The 17,185-nt window shown below is 58.4% G+C and carries 19 protein-coding genes; 7 read left to right on the top strand and 12 right to left on the bottom strand.

The genetic code is table 11. The features are described from left to right. The first annotated feature begins 28 nt into the window (after positions 1–28). Positions 29–439: a Cu(I)-responsive transcriptional regulator gene (cueR, locus tag ACOTXT_RS06200; protein WP_021241620.1), complete on the top strand. Its 411-nt coding sequence runs from the start codon at positions 29–31 to the stop codon at positions 437–439. Here the strand turns inward: cueR and ACOTXT_RS06195 are convergent. From ACOTXT_RS06195 to ACOTXT_RS06185, 3 genes are read right to left on the bottom strand one after another with little or no spacing between them, the layout of a single operon-like run. Next, a complete protein-coding gene (locus tag ACOTXT_RS06195; RefSeq protein ID WP_008499311.1) occupies positions 436–888 on the bottom strand; it encodes an NfeD family protein in 453 nt (150 codons plus the stop codon). The genes cueR and ACOTXT_RS06195 overlap by 4 nt on opposite strands. Beyond that, positions 885–1,799, bottom strand: coding sequence for an SPFH domain-containing protein (locus tag ACOTXT_RS06190; protein ID WP_008499312.1), 915 nt, complete (start codon positions 1,797–1,799; stop codon positions 885–887). The genes ACOTXT_RS06195 and ACOTXT_RS06190 overlap by 4 nt, the downstream gene beginning before the upstream one ends. 44 nt (positions 1,800–1,843) lie before the next feature. Next, on the bottom strand, positions 1,844–2,695 hold the full coding sequence (locus tag ACOTXT_RS06185; protein ID WP_055321793.1) for a hypothetical protein: 852 nt from the start codon (positions 2,693–2,695) through the stop codon (positions 1,844–1,846). 143 nt (positions 2,696–2,838) lie between these two features. On the opposite strand from ACOTXT_RS06185, the gene fetA reads away from it, so the two are divergent. Together fetA and fetB are read left to right on the top strand one after the other, a co-directional pair. Beyond that, positions 2,839–3,510: an iron efflux ABC transporter ATP-binding subunit FetA gene (gene fetA, locus ACOTXT_RS06180; protein WP_032656594.1), complete on the top strand. Its 672-nt coding sequence runs from the start codon at positions 2,839–2,841 to the stop codon at positions 3,508–3,510. Further along, complete coding sequence (fetB, locus tag ACOTXT_RS06175; RefSeq protein ID WP_023293126.1) at positions 3,503–4,285, top strand: iron efflux ABC transporter permease subunit FetB; 783 nt, start codon at positions 3,503–3,505, stop codon at positions 4,283–4,285. The genes fetA and fetB overlap by 8 nt, the downstream gene beginning before the upstream one ends. A 49-nt stretch (positions 4,286–4,334) precedes the next feature. Here fetB and ACOTXT_RS06170 read toward each other — a convergent pair whose 3' ends face one another. The 3 genes from ACOTXT_RS06170 to tesA are packed head-to-tail and all read right to left on the bottom strand — an operon-like array spanning position 4,335 to position 6,673. Beyond that, positions 4,335–5,189, bottom strand: a complete 855-nt coding sequence (locus ACOTXT_RS06170) for a co-chaperone YbbN (protein ID WP_421625293.1) — start codon at positions 5,187–5,189, stop codon at positions 4,335–4,337. A 58-nt stretch (positions 5,190–5,247) separates the two neighbouring features. Then, positions 5,248–6,018, bottom strand: a complete 771-nt coding sequence (locus ACOTXT_RS06165; RefSeq protein WP_023343514.1) for an SDR family oxidoreductase — start codon at positions 6,016–6,018, stop codon at positions 5,248–5,250. A gap of 28 nt (positions 6,019–6,046) precedes the next feature. Beyond that, on the bottom strand, positions 6,047–6,673 hold the full coding sequence (tesA, locus tag ACOTXT_RS06160) for a multifunctional acyl-CoA thioesterase I/protease I/lysophospholipase L1 (protein WP_122008371.1): 627 nt from the start codon (positions 6,671–6,673) through the stop codon (positions 6,047–6,049). Here tesA and ybbA point away from each other — a divergent pair. The 3 genes from ybbA (at position 6,641) to ACOTXT_RS06145 (ending at position 11,067) form a co-directional block, all read left to right on the top strand. Next, entirely contained in the window at positions 6,641–7,327 is a 687-nt protein-coding gene (gene ybbA / locus ACOTXT_RS06155; protein ID WP_008499319.1) for a putative ABC transporter ATP-binding protein YbbA, read from the top strand. The genes tesA and ybbA overlap by 33 nt on opposite strands. Next, positions 7,324–9,738, top strand: a complete 2,415-nt coding sequence (gene ybbP, locus ACOTXT_RS06150) for a putative ABC transporter permease subunit YbbP (protein ID WP_055321792.1) — start codon at positions 7,324–7,326, stop codon at positions 9,736–9,738. The genes ybbA and ybbP overlap by 4 nt, the downstream gene beginning before the upstream one ends. Before the next feature lie 183 nt (positions 9,739–9,921). Next, positions 9,922–11,067, top strand: a complete 1,146-nt coding sequence (locus tag ACOTXT_RS06145; protein ID WP_008499321.1) for a porin — start codon at positions 9,922–9,924, stop codon at positions 11,065–11,067. 87 nt (positions 11,068–11,154) lie between these two features. On the opposite strand, the gene mnmH is transcribed toward ACOTXT_RS06145, so the two are convergent. The 6 genes from mnmH to ppiB all read right to left on the bottom strand — a co-directional run bounded on the left by mnmH (position 11,155) and on the right by ppiB (position 15,622). Then, positions 11,155–12,225 (bottom strand): tRNA 2-selenouridine(34) synthase MnmH, encoded by a 1,071-nt coding sequence (gene mnmH, locus ACOTXT_RS06140; protein WP_055321791.1) that lies wholly within the window; start codon positions 12,223–12,225, stop codon positions 11,155–11,157. An 85-nt stretch (positions 12,226–12,310) separates the two neighbouring features. Further along, complete coding sequence (purK, locus tag ACOTXT_RS06135) at positions 12,311–13,378, bottom strand: 5-(carboxyamino)imidazole ribonucleotide synthase (protein WP_055321790.1); 1,068 nt, start codon at positions 13,376–13,378, stop codon at positions 12,311–12,313. Next, positions 13,375–13,884, bottom strand: a complete 510-nt coding sequence (gene purE / locus ACOTXT_RS06130; RefSeq protein ID WP_055321789.1) for a 5-(carboxyamino)imidazole ribonucleotide mutase — start codon at positions 13,882–13,884, stop codon at positions 13,375–13,377. The genes purK and purE overlap by 4 nt, the downstream gene beginning before the upstream one ends. A 171-nt stretch (positions 13,885–14,055) precedes the next feature. Then, positions 14,056–14,265 (bottom strand): YdgH/BhsA/McbA-like domain containing protein, encoded by a 210-nt coding sequence (locus ACOTXT_RS06125; protein WP_008499325.1) that lies wholly within the window; start codon positions 14,263–14,265, stop codon positions 14,056–14,058. 136 nt (positions 14,266–14,401) lie between these two features. Beyond that, positions 14,402–15,124 carry a UDP-2,3-diacylglucosamine diphosphatase gene (lpxH, locus tag ACOTXT_RS06120; protein WP_059359808.1) on the bottom strand — a complete coding sequence of 241 codons (723 nt, stop codon included), beginning with the start codon at positions 15,122–15,124 and terminating at the stop codon, positions 14,402–14,404. A gap of 3 nt (positions 15,125–15,127) precedes the next feature. Further along, positions 15,128–15,622 carry a peptidylprolyl isomerase B gene (gene ppiB, locus ACOTXT_RS06115; protein ID WP_008499327.1) on the bottom strand — a complete coding sequence of 165 codons (495 nt, stop codon included), beginning with the start codon at positions 15,620–15,622 and terminating at the stop codon, positions 15,128–15,130. A 174-nt stretch (positions 15,623–15,796) separates the two neighbouring features. Here ppiB and cysS point away from each other — a divergent pair, with 174 nt between their 5' ends. Continuing rightward, complete coding sequence (cysS, locus tag ACOTXT_RS06110) at positions 15,797–17,182, top strand: cysteine--tRNA ligase (RefSeq protein WP_032674291.1); 1,386 nt, start codon at positions 15,797–15,799, stop codon at positions 17,180–17,182. The last annotated feature ends 3 nt before the right edge of the window (positions 17,183–17,185 follow it).

Below are 17,185 nucleotides of genomic sequence, written 5' to 3'. Positions count from 1 at the left end.
CCATCAAGGGGAAGGTCAAGGGGGAAATGTGAATATCAGTGACGTGGCAAAAAAAACCGGCTTAACCAGCAAAGCGATCCGCTTTTATGAAGAGAAGGGGCTGGTAACGCCGCCGCTGCGCAGTGAAAATGGCTACCGCAGCTACACGCAGCTGCATCTCGATGAGCTGACGCTGCTGCGCCAGGCAAGACAGGTCGGGTTCAATCTGGAAGAGTGCGGCGAGCTGGTTAACCTGTTCAACGATCCTAAGCGTCACAGCGCCGACGTGAAAAAACGCACCCTGGAAAAGGTGGCCGAAATTGAACGCCACATCGTCGAACTGCAGGCGATGCGTGAACAGCTGCTGCAGCTCGCGGACTCCTGTCCGGGGGATGACAGCGCCGACTGCCCGATTATTGATAATCTTGCCGGCTGCTGCCACCGCAAAACCCACGCTTAACAGGCTTTTACCCGCAGGGTAATACCTTCCACCGCAATGACTTCAACCCGCGTGCCGGCGCTGAGGTCATCGTCGGCCACCACCGGCCACGAGCTGTCGCCTACGCGCATGTGCCCGCGTCCGTTCACCAGCGCGGTGTCGAGGGTAAAACGCTTGCCGACAATCTGCTGTCCGCGCTGGTTAAGGTGGGCGTCCACCGGTTTCTGCTCGTTAACCCGCCGGTTAAGCCAGCGCCACCACAGCCAGGCGGCCACCAGCGTCAGCGCGGCAAACAGCGCTCCCTGCCACGCCCAGTCCAGGGGAAGGATCCAGACCAGAAGACCGGTAATGACGGCGGCAACACCGCTCCAGAGCAGGTAGCCGTTGCCGCCCAGCATCTCCGCCGCCAGCAATAAGCCACCGAGACTTAGCCAGAAGGCATGAGGATGTGCAACGATGAGCTCAATCATTTTTTACGCTCGTTTCCGCTGTCCTTGATCAGTTCGGCGATCCCCGCGATAGAGCCCATCAGGCTGCTGGCATCCAGCGGCATCATCACCACTTTGCTGTTGTTCGCCGAGCCGATCTCTTTCAGCGCGTCGGTATATTTTTGCGCAACGAAGTAGTTCACGGCCTGAATATCACCGGCGGCAATTGCCTCGGACACCATCTGGGTCGCGCGGGCTTCCGCTTCGGCGGAACGTTCACGCGCTTCCGCCTGTAAGAACGCGGACTGACGGTCGCCTTCCGCTTTCAGGATCTGCGACTGTTTTTCCCCTTCCGCTTTGAGGATCTCCGCCTGGCGTACCCCTTCGGCTTCCAGAATGTAGGCGCGCTTGGTTCGCTCGGCTTTCATCTGGGCGTTCATGGAGGCAATCAGCTCCGCCGGCGGGCGCACGTCGCGGATCTCGATGCGGGTGACTTTGATCCCCCACGGGTTGGTGGCCTCATCGACAATGTGCAGCAGGCGGGTGTTAATGCTGTCGCGCTGGGAAAGCATCTCGTCCAGCTCCATCGAGCCGAGTACGGTACGGATGTTGGTCATCGTCAGGTTGACGATCGCCAGCTCCAGGTTGCTGACCTCATAGGCCGCCTTCGGCGCGTCAATCACCTGAATAAAACAGACGGCGTCGATGGTGACGTTGGCGTTATCCTTGGAGATCACTTCCTGGGACGGAATGTCCAGAACCTGCTCCATCATGTTGATCTTGCGGCCGATTCTGTCCATGAACGGGACAATCAGGCTTAAGCCGGGCTGGAGCGTGTTGGTGTAACGGCCGAAACGCTCGACGGTCCACTGATAACCCTGAGGGACAATTTTGACGCCGGCGCCCACGATAACCAGCGCAACGAAAATAAGGACGGGAACAACGATAAGCATAAAAACCTCCTGTTTTGCATGCCGTGATGAGTGAAAGTGTGTGTTTATTGCTCGTAAGTATAGGTAAAGTCAGAGATGAAGCCATCACCCGCTTCGGCAATGGCTTTGGATAATCCCTGGTAGTAATTCTCCAGCCCCCGCGCTTCGATACGCTGGATCTGTTCGCGAAGGGGGGCGCAGAACAGAACGGCATTTCCCGCCTCAACGCGTTTGTTATTCGGTGGAAGGTCGCCCGCGATGGCTTTAAACCAGGTTCTGATGCCCTGCTTTAAATTATGCGGCGCTTTTGCCAGGTTATCCATGCCCGTCAGGATCTGCAGAGTAGGGAACTCATCGGCCTGCACGGCGGTTTTCATGCGCGCAAAGAACTGGCTGAACAGCTCGAACGAGCCCAGATCGGTGACGCGGGGCTTGGTGGTTTTACCGTTTTTATTGCCGATTTTACCTGCCGCTGACGCCGTGGCCGGAACCGCGTTGACTTTTTCCAGCTCCAGCCCGAATAACAAATTGCAGTGCGCGCGGCGCGCTTTCAGCGGGTAGGACATCAGGACGTCAATGAACTGTGTGGCTTTCACATCCGCAAGATTGTGGTTGATAAGCCACTGGGTGCGCGAAAATTCCGCCGGAGAGACGAACCAGTCCGGCACCTCATTGAAGCGTTTTGATTTGCCTTTACCGTCAAATTCAAGGAAGTGTGTCCCGTTGTCGAAGGCAAAATAGCAATTTTTGAAGCTGCCGATCGTGGTGTTCACGATGAGCGCCTTCTTAACAAAATCGACCACCTCTTCACCCATCACAAAACGCGTGCGTTCCGACGATTTGATGACGTCCATTAATGTTTCGACATCAGGAACACCAGGCTTCAGGGAGGGAAACTCATAAAAAATATGTGCCATGCTGCATACTTCCTGTAGTGATGGTGGTGACAATTTACAAACAAAAAGCTTAACACTTGCTTCAGCGTGAGGCTATTCGCGCTGCGCGGGCGAAAGGATTATGCTACAGACGGTTATGACAAAAAGCGGTCAACGGAAGCGCAATGAACGATAAAAAAAACGAATTACTGCTCAGGGATGTCGGATTTCGAGTCGGGGAAAACACAATCCTGCAGCACGTCGGGTTTCGCCTGTCGCCGGGCGAGTTTAAATTAATCACGGGTCCCTCAGGCTGTGGGAAAAGCACGCTGCTGAAGATTGTGGCGTCACTCCTCAGCCCGACGGAGGGAGCCATTCTGTTTGAAGGCGAAGATATCGCCTCGCTTTCCCCGGAAAGCTATCGCCAGCAGGTCTCGTACTGCGTGCAAACGCCCGTGCTTTTTGGCGATACGGTCTATGACAACCTGATTTTTCCGTGGCAAATCCGCAATAAAACGCCGGAGCCGGAAAAGTTTATCCACGATCTGGCCCGCTTTGGGCTGGCGCAGGAGACGCTGAGCAAATCCATCAACGCGCTGTCGGGCGGCGAAAAGCAGCGGGTCTCGCTGATCCGCAACCTGCAGTTTTTACCGAAGGTGTTGTTGCTGGACGAAATCACCAGCGCGCTCGATGACGTCAACAAGCGCAACGTTAACGAGATTATTCATCGTTACGCCCGGGAGCAGAACATTGCCGTGCTGTGGGTGACGCACGACGCTAGCGAAATAACCCATGCGGATGACGTAATCACGCTCCAGCCGCACGGCGGGAAAATGCAGGAGGCAAACCGTGGGTGAGCATAACATTACGAACGAATCGCTGGCCTTTTCGATGGTGCTGGTGCTGATTGCGATTGTGGTCAGCTACCGGGAAAAGCTGGGGCTGGAAAAAGATATCGTGTGGAGTATCTGCCGCGCGGTGATTCAGCTCATCATCGTCGGCTATGTGCTGAAGTATATCTTCAACGTTAACCACGCGGTGCTGACGCTGCTGATGGTGCTCTTTATCTGCTTTAACGCGGCGTGGAATGCGCAAAAGCGCAGTAAATACATTGATAAGGCGTTTGTCTCATCGTTTATTGCGATTACCACCGGAACGGCGCTCACGCTGGCGGTGCTGGTGCTCTCCGGCTCGATTGAGTTTACGCCGATGCAGGTCATCCCTATCTCGGGGATGATCGCGGGGAACGCGATGGTGGCCGTTGGGCTATGTTATAACAACCTCGGCCAGCGTTTCAGCAGCGAACAGCAGCAGTTGCAGGAGAAACTAAGCCTGGGGGCAACGCCAAAGGTGGCCTCGGCGCGGCTGATTCGCGAGAGCATTCGCTCATCGCTGATCCCTACGGTAGATTCCGCCAAAACGGTGGGGCTGGTGAGCCTGCCGGGCATGATGTCGGGGCTGATTTTTGCCGGTATCGATCCGGTAAAAGCGATTAAGTATCAGATCATGGTGACGTTTATGCTGCTCTCTACGGCAAGCCTGTCCACCATCATTGCCTGCTACCTGACCTATCGGAAGTTCTACAACGCGCGCCACCAGCTGGTGGTGACGCAGTTGAAAAAGACGGGGTAACATCGTCTTTGTAGGCCCGGCAAGGCGAAGCCGCCACCGGGCTTTTTTATCAATACAACAGCGCGTACAGCTGACGACGATACTTCGACGCCAGCGCGGCGCCGGTGCCCAGCGCGGCCAGGATCTCCTGGAACATCTTGCGCGCCTGACCGTCTGCGGCGGCTAAATCTTTTTGCAGATGGCTGAAGAGCAGCTCAAGCGCCTCTTCGTTACGCCCCACCTGATGCAGCTGCAGCGCAAGCTGGCTTGCCAGCGCGGCATCCGCCGGGTTGTCGGCAACCTGCTGCTGCAGCTGCTGAATTTCCGGGGTATCCGCCGCCTGCTTCAGCAGCTCAATTTGTGCAACCAGCCCCTGATAGCGGGTGTCCTGATCCTGCAGCGGAACCGTCTTAAGTACGGCCTCCGCGTCCTCTGAGCGGTGCAGGGCGATCTGCGTCTCCGCCAGCAGCAGGCCAATCTGGCTGTTCTGTTTTGACAGCTGCCACGCCTCTTTCAGCAGCGGCAGCGCCTCGTCGTATTTGCCTTCCTGCATCAGCGCCATGCCTTCCTGCGCTTTCAGCTCTTCTTCGCGCGGCAGCACCTTATCCAGCAGGGCGCGGATAGCCTCTTCCGGCTGCGGCCCCTGGAAGCCATCAACAGGCTGGCCGTTCTGGAACAGATAGACGGTAGGAATGGCGCGCAGACCAAACTGAGACGCGACCATCGGCTCGGCGTCACAGTCCAGCTTCGCGAGAATGAACTGGCCGTTGTACTGGGCGGCAAGGCTTTCCAGCACCGGCGTCAGCTGCAGACAGTGTTGGCTACGTTCAGACCAGAAGTAGAACAGGACCGGTTTGGTCATCGACTGTTCAAGAGTCTGTTGCAGGTTAGCTTCTGTGATATTGACGATATTCTGTACGGACATGCGGCTTTCTCTTTTGTCGGTTTGTTCTTTACATGGGGATGCGCGTCGTCGCTTCAACTCAACCGTGTAAAATTTTGTCCATTATTCGGCCCGGCAGCAGGCGTTTTAACCAGCCGACGGCGTGGGTGACCAGCGTCACCGGATAGCGCATTTTGGGATGTTCACTCTCAAAAGCATGGCGCACTTTGGCCACCACCGCCTCGGGCCCGAGGGTAAAACGTGCGGCGATGCCGGGGTTCTCGACCGGTTTATCCGCCTGCGTCTGGTTAACGTTTTCGGTAAAGCGGGTGCGGATCGGGCCGGGTTCAATCAGGCTGACCTTAATGCCGCTGTGGCGTAGCTCCATGCGCAGGGCGTCGGACCAGGCCTCCAGCGCATATTTACTGGCGGCGTAGGCGCCGCGGCCCGGGGTGGAAATCAGCCCCATCACCGACGACGTCATCACGATGCGCCCTTCACCGTGCGGCAGCATCGCGGGGAGCAGACGCATGGTGAGCTGATGTACGCCGAAAAAGTTGGTCGAAAACTGCTTCTCCAGCGTTTCGCGGGAGAGGGTATCCAGCGGGCCATACACGCCGTAACCGGCATTATTAAACAGGCCGTAAAGACGATTACCGGTCAGGGCGATCACCTCATCGGCGGCGTGGTCAACACTCTCCGGCGAGTCCATATCCAGCAGCACGCCGGTAAAGCCCAGCCCGTTCATGCGTTCGACATCGTCGGGTTTGCGACAGGCCGCCAGAACCCGAAACCCCTGGCGCTTCAATTCGAGCGCGCTTTCCAGACCGATTCCACTGGAACATCCTGTAATTAAGACCGATTTTTGCATAACTTTACCTGTCAGGATCTCCGCTTAATCAGGAGTCATGTTTAACTAAAGGAGCCAGCCGCGTTGCCATCCAGTCGGCAATAAACGGCTGCGCATCGCGATTGGGGTGGATCCCGTCGTCTTGCATCCACTGGGGTTTGAGATAGACCTCTTCCATGAAAAATGGCAGCAGCGGAATATCAAACTCTTTGGCAAGCTTGGGGTAGATCGCGCTAAAGGCCTCATTATACCGACGACCGTAGTTGGCGGGCAGGCGAATTTGCATCAGCAGCGGCTGGGCGTTTGCCGCCTTGATCTCCTGCAAAATGGTGCGCAGCGTATCCTCCGTTTGCTGTGGCTGGAAACCGCGCAGGCCATCATTACCGCCCAGCTCAACCAGCACCCAGCGCGGCTGATGCTGTTTGAGCAGCGCAGGCAGGCGCGATAAACCTTGCTGTGAGGTATCGCCGCTGATGCTGGCGTTGATTACAGGCGTTTTGCTCTGCCATTTGTCATTGAGCAGAGCGGGCCAGGCCGCGCCAGCCGCCATGCGATAGCCTGCGCTCAGGCTGTCGCCGAGAACCAGTAACGTGTCCGCTGCCGCCGCGCGGAAGGTCATCAGAATCAAAAACAGGAAGGGCAAATGCCAGCGGAAAACAGTGTTGAAGTTCATCATCTTAAGAAGTCCGTCGGTCAGGGGGAACACGAGCTTTCCATCCTTACTGGAGTTGAACTCGTTGTCAAACGCGCTGAAACCATCGCGCTGATTGGCGAATCCGGTTCCGGTAAGTCCACGCTGCTGGCGATTTTAGCCGGTCTGGACGACGGCAGCAGCGGCGAGGTCCACCTTGTCGGGCAGCCGCTGCATCAGCTTGATGAAGAGGCGCGGGCCGCGCTGCGCGCGCGTCACGTTGGTTTTGTCTTTCAGTCCTTTATGCTGATCCCAACCCTGAACGCCCTGGAAAACGTCGAGCTCCCGGCGCTGTTGCGCGGTGAAAACAGCCGTGAAAGCCGCGCGCATGCGAAGGCGCTGCTGGAACAGCTCGGTCTGGGGAAACGTCTCGACCATCTTCCCGCCCAGCTTTCCGGCGGTGAGCAGCAGCGCGTGGCGCTGGCCCGCGCGTTTAACGGCCGCCCTGAGGTGCTGTTTGCCGATGAGCCTACCGGCAACCTTGACCGTAAAACCGGCGACAGGATTGCCGACCTGCTGTTTTCGCTCAACCGCGAGCACGGCACCACGTTGATCCTCGTCACCCACGATCCGCAGCTCGCGGCGCGCTGCGACCGTCGCCTGCGGCTGGTGAACGGTGTTCTGCAGGAGGAAGCATGATTACCCGCTGGTTCTGGCGCGAGTGGCGCTCGCCCTCGCTGCTGATTGTCTGGCTGGCGCTCAGCCTGGCGGTGGCCTGCGTGCTGGCGCTCGGCAGCGTCAGCGACCGCATGGAAAAAGGGCTCAGCCAGCAGAGCCGGGAGTTTATGGCGGGGGACAGGGCGCTGGAAAGCTCCCGCCCCGTGCCGCCGGGCTGGATTGAAGCAGCGCGCAAAGAAGGGCTGAAGGTGGGAGAGCAGCTCACCTTCCAGACCATGACCTTCGCGGGCGACATGCCGCAGCTGGCGAGCGTCAAGGCCGTCGATGATATCTACCCGATGTACGGTGACTTACAGACCAGTCCGCCGGGGTTAAAGCCGACGCCCGGTACGGTGCTGCTGGCATCGCGTCTGATGGCGCTGCTGAACCTCAAACCCGGCGACAGTATCGACGTCGGCGACGCCACGCTGAAAATCGCCGGGGAAGTGGTGCAGGAGCCCGACGGCGGATTTAACCCGTTCCAGCTTGCGCCGCGCCTGCTGATGAACACCGCGGATGTCGCGGCCACCCATGCGGTACAGCCGGGCAGCCGCGTCACCTGGCGCTATAAGTTTGGCGGCACGCCCGCCCAGCTTGCCGCGTATGAAAAATGGCTTCTGCCGCAGCTCAAACCGGAACACCGCTGGTACGGGCTGGAGCAGGACGAGGGGGCGCTCGGTAAATCTCTGGAGCGCTCTCAGCAGTTCCTGCTGCTGTCGGCCCTGTTGACCCTGCTGCTGGCGGTGGCGGCGGTGGCCGTCGCGATGGGGCACTACTGCCGCAGCCGCTACGACCTGGTGGCGATCCTCAAAACCCTCGGGGCGGGCCGGGCGCAGCTGCGCAAGCTAATTGTCGGCCAGTGGCTGATGCTGCTGGTCCTGTCGGCGCTGACCGGCGGAATAATCGGGATGCTGTTTGAAAAACTGCTGATGGTGATGCTGAAACCGGTGCTTCCGGCCGCCTTGCCGCCGGCCAGCCTCTGGCCGTGGCTGTGGGCGATGGGCGCGATGACGGTGATCTCGGTGCTGGTGGGGCTTCGGCCCTACCGCCTGCTGCTCGCCACGCAGCCGCTGCGCGTGCTTCGCAACGATGTGGTGGCGAACGTCTGGCCGCTGAAGTTCTACCTTCCTGTGATTATTGCGGTGGCGGTGGGGCTGCTGGCGTGGCTGATGGGCGGCAGCACGCTGCTGTGGGCGGTGCTGGCCGGGGCGGTTGTGCTGGCGCTGCTGTGCGGCGTGCTGGGCTGGATACTGCTCAACCTCCTGAAAAGGGTGACGGTAAAATCCCTGCCCGTGCGCCTGGCGGTCAACCGTCTGCTGCACCAGCCCTGGTCTACGCTCAGCCAGCTGTCGGCGTTCTCGCTGTCGTTTATGCTGCTGGCGCTGCTGCTGGTGCTGCGCGGCGATCTGCTCGACCGCTGGCAGCAGCAGCTTCCGCCGGAAAGCCCGAACTATTTCCTGATCAATATCGCCCCTGAGCAGGTTACGCCGCTGAAGGGCTTCCTGTCGGAGCATCACATCATCCCCGAGTCGTTCTTTCCCATCGTTCGCGCGCGTCTGACGCAGATCAACGGCCAGCCAACGGAGGGGAACAAGGACGAGTCGCTGAACCGCGAGCTGAATCTGACATGGCAGGATAAACGCCCTGATCACAACCCAATAACCGCCGGCACCTGGCCGCCAAAAGCGGGGGAGGTGTCGATGGAGGAGGGGCTGGCGACGCGCCTGAACGTGAAGCTGGGAGACAGCGTGACCTTCACCGGCGATACCCAGGATTTCACCGCGAAAGTCACCAGCCTGCGTAAAGTGGACTGGGAAAGCCTGCGGCCCAACTTCTTCTTTATCTTCCCGCCGGGGGCGCTGGACGGGCAGCCACAGAGCTGGCTGACCAGCTTCCGCTGGGAAAACGGCAACGGCATGCTGACCCAGCTCAACCGGGAGTTTCCGACGGTCAGCCTGCTGGATATCGGCGCGATCCTCAAACAGGTGGGGCAGGTGCTGGAGCAGGTGAGCCGCGCGCTGGAGGTCATGGTGGTGCTGGTGACGATCTGCGGCGTGCTGTTGCTGCTGGCCCAGGTGCAGGTGGGCATGCGCCAGCGCCATCAGGAACTGGTGGTTTACCGCACGCTGGGGGCCGGTAAGCGGCTGCTGCGAATGACGCTCTGGAGCGAGTTTGCGCTGCTGGGGCTGGTGGCCGGTCTGGTGGCCGCCATTGGCGCAGAGACGGCGCTGGCGGTGCTGCAGACAAAGGTGTTCGACTTCCCGTGGGAGCCTGACTGGCGTCTTTGGTTGACTCTGCCTCTGTGCGGCGCTGCGCTGCTTTCTCTCTGCGGAGGCTGGCTCGGCACGCGGCTGCTAAAGGGCAAAGCCCTGTTCCGTCAGTTTGCGAGTTGATTTAGTGTAGTGATAATTACGCACCGGATTTTTATGCCGGTGCGTAGTGTTTAAATAGCACAAAGTGATAATACCCACTCATTTAGTAGCACAAAACATTAAAAACCCGTCCACACAGCCCGATTATTTCCAGTTAATATTCACCCGCTAAATATTTAGCAGCGTGTCTATTAAGGAAAAATAATGACTATAAAAAAATCAGCGCTGGCGGCAACGATTGGCGCGGCAGTGGCATTAACGACCTTCGCTTCTCAGGCGGAAATCACCGTTCTTAAGCAGGATCCTCAGGCGGGTAACCCCCTGAGCCGCCTGAACTTCACCGTTGGCGGCAGCATTCGTCCTCAGTTCCAGAACATGACCGGCGACGACGGGAAAAACAGCTACAAGCGTAACGGCTTTGACGGCGGCACCCGCTTCCGTTTCGCAGCAGATTACTACCTGTTTGATGACATCAGCTGGATCAGCTACTACGAGCTGGGTGTGAATATTCCTGCGCAGTTTAACTGGGATCACCACTACGCCGAAGGCGCACACGACACCACGCGTCGTATGCTCTATACCGGTCTGAAGAGCGACACCTGGGGTACGCTGACCTTCGGTCAACAGAACAGCGTTTACTATGATGTGGTGGGCGCGAAAACCGATATCTGGGACTACGACATGATCGCTCAGGCACCGGGTAACGGGATCAACGGCGATTACGACGGCTCTTACCGTTCACGCCAGATGCTGAAATATAAGAAAACCGTGGGCGATGCTGACATTTACGCATCCTACCTGTTTGAAGACAGCGAATACCTGCCGGGCAACGGCCTGCGCTACAAGCGCAAAGGCGGCGGCTCGCTGGGTCTGGATTACCACCTGACTACCGACCTGACCTGGGGCGCCGCGTGGAACTACACCCGCGCCGACATGCGTAACCCGGACAACGGCGACAGCAAAACCTACGACCAGAATATCCTCGGTACCGCGCTGAGCTGGACCCCGGACAACTGGACCTTCTCCGCAGGCGGCGGCTGGTATCAGAACTTCCTGACCACCAAAAAAGTGTCTGTTAACGACTACTTTGCAGGCGACGCGTGGGGTATTGAATACTTCGCAGGGTACAAGTTCCCAGTCGGTCAGTACGCGGTGAAATCCATCCAGCCTTACTTCATGGGTGACCGCATTGAGTACGTGAACGGCCGTAACTACCAGCGCATCGACAACGGCGTGGGGATCAGCTTCCAGCTGGATTACGGTTTCCGCGTGGATTACGAACACGTGTTCACCTCCAGCACCGACAACCTGGGCGACATGAACCTGGTGCGTCTGCGTTACGACTTCTAAGCCGTCTGTTCCCCGGTGGCGCTGTGCTTACCGGGGCTACAACAGTACGCGTAGGCCGGGTAAGGCGTAGCCGCCACCCGGCTTTTTTCAGCGATCAAGCCACTCAGCAATTTCTTCGTACGTCCCGCGATACACAATCTTTTCCGCCTTTTTCTCCAGCTGATAGCCGTACATCGGGTCGTAATAGTCGTTCAGGAGCGGTACAAGCCAGCTGAAGTGCGCGTCAGTGCGGCCAGAGCGTTGCTGTTCCAGCAGCGCGGAGTCTAACAGCGCGGTAAATTCCGCAAAGCGCTGCAGCCCAAGACGGCGGCGTATGGCGAACAGGCCGTGATGCAGGTACTCGCTGTATTCTTTCCAGCCCGCTTCCTCGCCGTAGGCGGCAGAAAAATCCGTCCACATATGGTCGAAATACTCTTCGCGCAGGCGTTCAAGACGGATCTCAAACGGATCCTCGACCACCACGATAGGGGCTTCAACCATGCGGTCGCGCAGGCAGGCCGGCAGGTGGTTGGAGCCAATCATCCGGCCCTCATCTTCCAGCACCCAGCGCGCGGCGTCTTTTTTCAATAGCTCAACCGCAAGGTGATTTTCAAAGCTGGCCTGAGAAAGCTGCGGCGTGAGCGTGCGGCCAAATGACGAGCCGCGATGGTGCGCCAGCCCTTCCAGATCGATACCCTGCGCGTGCTGCTTCACCAGCAGGGTTTTACCGTTCCCGGTACAGCCGCCGATAAGCACCATCGGCTTTTGTGACTGCTCAATGGTCACCTGAATCGCCGTCTGGCGCAGGGCCTTATAGCCGCCGCGGATCAGCGGGTAGTCGACACCCGCCTCTTTCAGCCAGGCCTGCGAGATATGCGAGCGCTGGCCGCCGCGCGCGCAGCAGAGAAAGCCCTCAGGATGGGCAAGGCTGGCTTCGCGCCAGGCGTTGATGCGGGCGTCACGCGTGTCGCCGCTTACCAGGCGATGGCCGAGCGCCAGCGCGGCGTCCGGTCCCTGACGTTTATAACAGGTGCCGACGGCGGCGCGCTCGTCATCGTTCATTAAAGGCAGGTTGACTGCCGCTGGCATCGCGCCCTGGGCAAATTCGATCGGCGCGCGAACGTCGATTAAAGGGGTATCGGACGCGAGGATCGCGCGATAGTCCGTTCCATCGTTCATGGTTATTCCAGAAGAAAGCTAAGCAGCAATGGGCGGGAATTGTACGCCGGGGAAAGAGGAGGTCAACTCCCCGGCGGAGGGAGAACTATTTAAGCTTAGATTGTGCCCAGACAATACCGCTCGCGTATTCCGGCGGCAGGAGCGGGATCATGGCTTCCAGCGTGGCGCTCAGACGGCCCGTGTCGCTGTCGTTCAGGTTCAGGTGGCCGACTTTACGACCCTCGCGGACCTCTTTGTCATACCAGTGCAGATGTACCAGCGGCAGCTTCAGCCAGTCGTAGTTCAGATCGGTGCCGATCAGGTTGATCATCACCGACGGGCTGTTCACCACCGGCTGCGGCAGCGGCAGGTCGGTAATGGCGCGCAGGTGCAGCTCGAACTGGCTGATGGAGGCGCCGTTTTGCGTCCAGTGGCCGCTGTTGTGCACGCGCGGCGCAAGTTCATTGATCAGCAGACCGGACGGGGTGATAAAGCACTCCATCGCCATGACGCCGACATAACCGAGTTCGTGCATGATGGCAGAGAGCATCTCTTCCGCCTGCGCCTGCTGGTCGGCATTGGCGTGCGGGAAGGCGACGCTGGTGCGCAGAATGCCGTCCTGATGCAGGTTATGCGTCAGCGGATAAAACACCGTGCGGCCGTCATGCCCGCGCGCGCCAACCAGCGAGACTTCACCGCTGAAGTTAATGCCCTGCTCAACGATGCACTCGCCGTAGCAGTCATCCGGCAGCTCGGCGGTGTCGCCTGCGCGCAGGCGCCACTGGCCGCGGCCGTCGTAGCCACCCACGCGGCGCTTCACGATCGCCAGTTCGCCCAGCATGGCGAAGACGTCGTTCCACTCGCTTTTATCGGACAGGAGCTGCCACGGCGCGGTCGCGAGGCCGAGCTTGTCGAACAGCTGCTTTTGCGTCAGGCGGTCGGCAACGATCGGAAACACGTCGCGGTTAACGAAGGCGTTATGACGCGCCAGCTCGCGGGTCAGAGCGGTCTCCGGCCAGCGTTCAATCTCGGCGGTGATCACGCTCTGGTGGAATGGGACGGCTTCCGGCTCGGCGTCCAGCCCGACGGGCCAGACGGCAATGCCCAGCGGCTCACCGGCCTGACGCAGCATGCGGCCTAACTGGCCGTTACCAAGGATGCAAACCTGCTTCATGCCGCACCCCGCGGGTCCGGGTTGTCCAGCACTTCGTCGGTCTGGGCTTTACGCCACGCCGCCAGACGATCATGTAAGTCTTTATCGTGCGTCGCCAGGATCTGCGCGGCCAGCAGGGCGGCGTTTGCGGCACCCGCTTTGCCAATCGCCAGCGTGCCGACAGGAATACCGCGCGGCATCTGAACGATGGAGTAGAGGCTGTCCACACCGCTTAACGCGGCGCTCTGAACCGGTACGCCCAGAACCGGCACCAGGGTTTTGGCGGCAATCATGCCCGGCAGATGTGCTGCGCCGCCCGCACCGGCGATGATCACCTCATAACCGTTCTCTTCGGCGCTTTCGGCGAAGCTGAACAGTTTGTCCGGCGTACGGTGTGCAGAGACCACTTCAACGTGGTGCGGAACATTCAGGATGTCAAAGATTTCGGCGGCGAACTGCATGGTAGCCCAGTCGCTTTTGGACCCCATCACGATGGCGACACGCGCCGGATTATTGCGGGAAGACATGCGTCTTAAAACTCCTGTGGTGCGAAACACACTGCTTTCGAGGGCACAGAGAATAGCATGTTATACGGGCAAGGAAAACGGTTGCGCGGTTAAATCTTGAGCCGTTGTTGCCATCAATTCATAACAAAACAGACCGCATTCTGGCGGTCTGTTTTCGTCGAGGGGCAATCATTATTTCGTCAGTTCAGCGGTCATATACACGCGATTATCGACCTTCGCGCTGGTGATTTTATAAGACGCACCCTGTTCAGCAGCCTGTGCAGCGATTTTCGCTTCTGCGCGGTCAAGGGTAGAGGCGGTTGCGCTCACGCTCTGCGCGAAAGAACCGAAAGAAACCAGGGAGAGAGCCGCAACTGCAACGAAAGTTTTGATGGATTTCATGGTCGTATTCCTTAAGTGTTTTGTCTGGGATAGGGCGTGTTGCCCTGATGTGATAAATAATAGGCCGACCACGGGCGGATTAAAATCGAAACAATTTGCCGATATTGTTCAAAAAAATAGAATGATGTGGAGGAGGTTAAAACGGAAACGCGATCAGCTCCACGCCCTCAGGCGTGACTTTGACCATAGAACCTTCGGTGTGCCAGGCACCCAATACCACGCGGTGTGCGGGCTGGCCGTTGGCGATGAGGGAATGCACGTCAGGACGATGGGTATGACCGTGGATCAGCCACTGAACGTCATGCTTTTCCATCACCCGCACGACCGCCTGCGGATTGACGTCCATGATGGTCATGGATTTGCTGCTGTTGGCGGCTTTACTGCCTGCGCGCATTCTGGCGGCGATGCGGTTGCGGATAAAGAGCGGCAGGGCAAGGAACACCTTTTGGATCCACGGGGTGTGGACTTTGGCGCGAAACGCCAGGTAGCCGGTATCGTCGGTGCAGAGCGTGTCGCCGTGCACGATCAGCACCTTGCGGCCGTAGAGGTCGAGCACCTGTTCTTCCGGCAGCAGCGTCATGCCGCTTTCACGGGCGTAGCGCTTGCCGATCAGGAAATCACGGTTGCCGTGAATGAAGTAGCAGGGGACGCCCGAATCCACCAGCGCGTGAATGGCGGCGGCCATTTCACGGTGCAGCGGGTTAGGATCGTCGTCGCCAATCCAGGCTTCAAAGAGGTCGCCCAGGATGTACAGCGCATCGGCGCTTTTCGCTTCACCGCGTAAAAAACGCAGAAAACCGGCGGTTATCGCCGGTTCTTCTGTTTGCAGATGAAGATCCGCAATAAAGAGTGTCGCCACCAATTACTCGCTGACGGTCACGCTGGTAATCACAACGTCTTCTTTTGGAACGTCCTGGTGCATACCGCTGCGGCCAGTAGAGACGGCTTTGATCTTGTCAACCACGTCCATACCTTCAACCACTTCTGCGAATACGCAGTAGCCCCAACCCTGCAGGCTTTCGCCGGAGAAGTTCAGGAAGTCGTTGTCCGCCACGTTAATGAAGAACTGTGCAGTAGCAGAGTGAGGCGCCTGAGTACGTGCCATCGCCAGCGTGCCGCGGGTGTTTTTCAGGCCGTTGTTCGCTTCGTTCTTGATCGGCTCTTTAGTGGCTTTCTGGTTCATGCCAGGTTCGAAACCGCCGCCCTGGATCATGAAACCGTTGATCACGCGGTGGAAAATGGTGTTGTTGTAGAAACCTTCGCGGCAGTAGTCCAGGAAGTTTTTAACTGTTTCAGGCGCTTTGTCATCAAAGGTTTTGATTACGATATCGCCATGATTAGTGTGGAAAGTAACCATTTTTGCATCCTGTTCCGTTATTGTGGTACGTCGACCCGCCTTCGGGTCATCTATAGGGGCTTGTTATAGCATAACCACAGGATGCGATCACCTTGCATTGTGTGCTGCTTCGGGTTTGAATTACGGGTAGAATAGCCGGTTTTCAACCACACACGTGTTTACATGGAATCTTCGATGTTAAAAATCTTTAATACAATGACGCGCCAAAAAGAGGAATTTAAACCTATCCATGCCGGGGAAGTCGGCATGTACGTGTGTGGTATTACGGTTTACGATCTCTGTCACATTGGCCATGGCCGTACCTTTGTCGCCTTCGACGTGGTGTCACGCTACCTGCGTTTTCTGGGGTACAAGCTGAAATACGTGCGCAACATCACCGACATCGACGATAAGATCATCAAGCGCGCGAATGAAAACGGCGAAAGCTTTGTCGCGCTGGTGGATCGCATGATCGCTGAGATGCACAAAGACTTCGACGCCCTGAATATTCTGCGTCCGGACAGCGAGCCGCGCGCGACCCACCATATTCACGAAATCATCGAGATCACCGAAAAGCTGATCGCCCGCGGTCACGCGTATGTTGCCGACAACGGCGACGTGATGTTCTCCGTGCCGACGGACCCAACCTACGGTGCGCTTTCCCGTCAGGATCTGGACCAGCTCCAGGCCGGTGCCCGCGTTGACGTGGTTGACGTGAAGCGTAACCCGATGGACTTCGTGCTGTGGAAGATGTCCAAAGAGGGTGAACCAAGCTGGCCATCCCCGTGGGGCGACGGCCGTCCGGGCTGGCACATTGAATGTTCCGCGATGAACTGCAAGCAGCTGGGCAAGCACTTCGACATTCACGGCGGCGGTTCAGACCTGATGTTCCCTCACCACGAAAACGAAATCGCGCAGTCCACCTGCGCCCACGGCGGCGAGTACGTGAACTACTGGATGCACTCCGGGATGGTAATGGTTGACCGCGAGAAGATGTCGAAATCGCTGGGTAACTTCTTTACCGTGCGCGACGTGCTGAAGTATTACGACGCGGAAACCGTGCGCTACTTCCTGATGTCTGGCCACTATCGCAGCCAGCTGAACTACAGCGAAGAGAACCTGAAGCAGGCGCGCTCGGCGCTGGAGCGTCTGTACACCGCGCTGCGCGGAACCGACAAGTCTGTTCCGGCGGCAGGCGGCGAAGCGTTCGAAGCGCGCTTCGTTGAGGTGATGAACGACGACTTCAACACCCCGGAAGCCTACTCCGTGCTGTTCGACATGGCGCGCGAAGTGAACCGCCTGAAGTCCGAGGATATGGCGGCCGCGAATGCGCTGGCGTCACATCTGCGTAAGCTCTCTGCCGTGCTCGGCCTGCTGGAGCAGGAGCCGGACGCGTTCCTGCAGAGCGGTGCGCAGGCGGACGACGGTGAAGTGGCGGAGATTGAAGCGTTGATCAAGGCGCGTCTGGAAGCGCGTCAGGCGAAGGACTGGGCGGCGGCCGATGCGGCGCGTAACCGTCTGACCGAGATGGGCATCATTCTGGAAGACGGCCCGCAGGGAACGACCTGGCGCCGTAAGTAAGTC

The sequence above is a fragment of the Enterobacter cloacae complex sp. IR5422 genome, assembly GCF_049238165.1.
Taxonomy (GTDB): domain Bacteria; phylum Pseudomonadota; class Gammaproteobacteria; order Enterobacterales; family Enterobacteriaceae; genus Enterobacter; species Enterobacter roggenkampii.
This window is presented reverse-complemented; position numbering and strand designations above follow the sequence as displayed.

Bases quoted from the DNA above. Each gene is read 5' to 3' on its own strand.
- ACOTXT_RS06125 (WP_008499325.1), bottom strand. From the start codon at position 14,265: ATGAAATCCATCAAAACTTTCGTTGCAGTTGCGGCTCTCTCCCTGGTT.
- ppiB (WP_008499327.1), bottom strand. From the start codon at position 15,622: ATGGTTACTTTCCACACTAATCATGGCGATATCGTAATCAAAACCTTT.
- purK (WP_055321790.1), bottom strand. From the start codon at position 13,378: ATGAAGCAGGTTTGCATCCTTGGTAACGGCCAGTTAGGCCGCATGCTG.
- ACOTXT_RS06165 (WP_023343514.1), bottom strand. From the start codon at position 6,018: ATGCAAAAATCGGTCTTAATTACAGGATGTTCCAGTGGAATCGGTCTG.
- ACOTXT_RS06185 (WP_055321793.1), bottom strand. From the start codon at position 2,695: ATGGCACATATTTTTTATGAGTTTCCCTCCCTGAAGCCTGGTGTTCCT.
- ACOTXT_RS06195 (WP_008499311.1), bottom strand. From the start codon at position 888: ATGATTGAGCTCATCGTTGCACATCCTCATGCCTTCTGGCTAAGTCTC.
- ACOTXT_RS06170 (WP_421625293.1), bottom strand. From the start codon at position 5,189: ATGTCCGTACAGAATATCGTCAATATCACAGAAGCTAACCTGCAACAG.
- ybbA (WP_008499319.1), top strand. From the start codon at position 6,641: ATGCCAGCGGAAAACAGTGTTGAAGTTCATCATCTTAAGAAGTCCGTC.
- ybbP (WP_055321792.1), top strand. From the start codon at position 7,324: ATGATTACCCGCTGGTTCTGGCGCGAGTGGCGCTCGCCCTCGCTGCTG.
- cysS (WP_032674291.1), top strand. From the start codon at position 15,797: ATGTTAAAAATCTTTAATACAATGACGCGCCAAAAAGAGGAATTTAAA.
- ACOTXT_RS06190 (WP_008499312.1), bottom strand. From the start codon at position 1,799: ATGCTTATCGTTGTTCCCGTCCTTATTTTCGTTGCGCTGGTTATCGTG.
- fetA (WP_032656594.1), top strand. From the start codon at position 2,839: ATGAACGATAAAAAAAACGAATTACTGCTCAGGGATGTCGGATTTCGA.
- tesA (WP_122008371.1), bottom strand. From the start codon at position 6,673: ATGATGAACTTCAACACTGTTTTCCGCTGGCATTTGCCCTTCCTGTTT.
- mnmH (WP_055321791.1), bottom strand. From the start codon at position 12,225: ATGAACGATGGAACGGACTATCGCGCGATCCTCGCGTCCGATACCCCT.
- ACOTXT_RS06145 (WP_008499321.1), top strand. From the start codon at position 9,922: ATGACTATAAAAAAATCAGCGCTGGCGGCAACGATTGGCGCGGCAGTG.
- purE (WP_055321789.1), bottom strand. From the start codon at position 13,884: ATGTCTTCCCGCAATAATCCGGCGCGTGTCGCCATCGTGATGGGGTCC.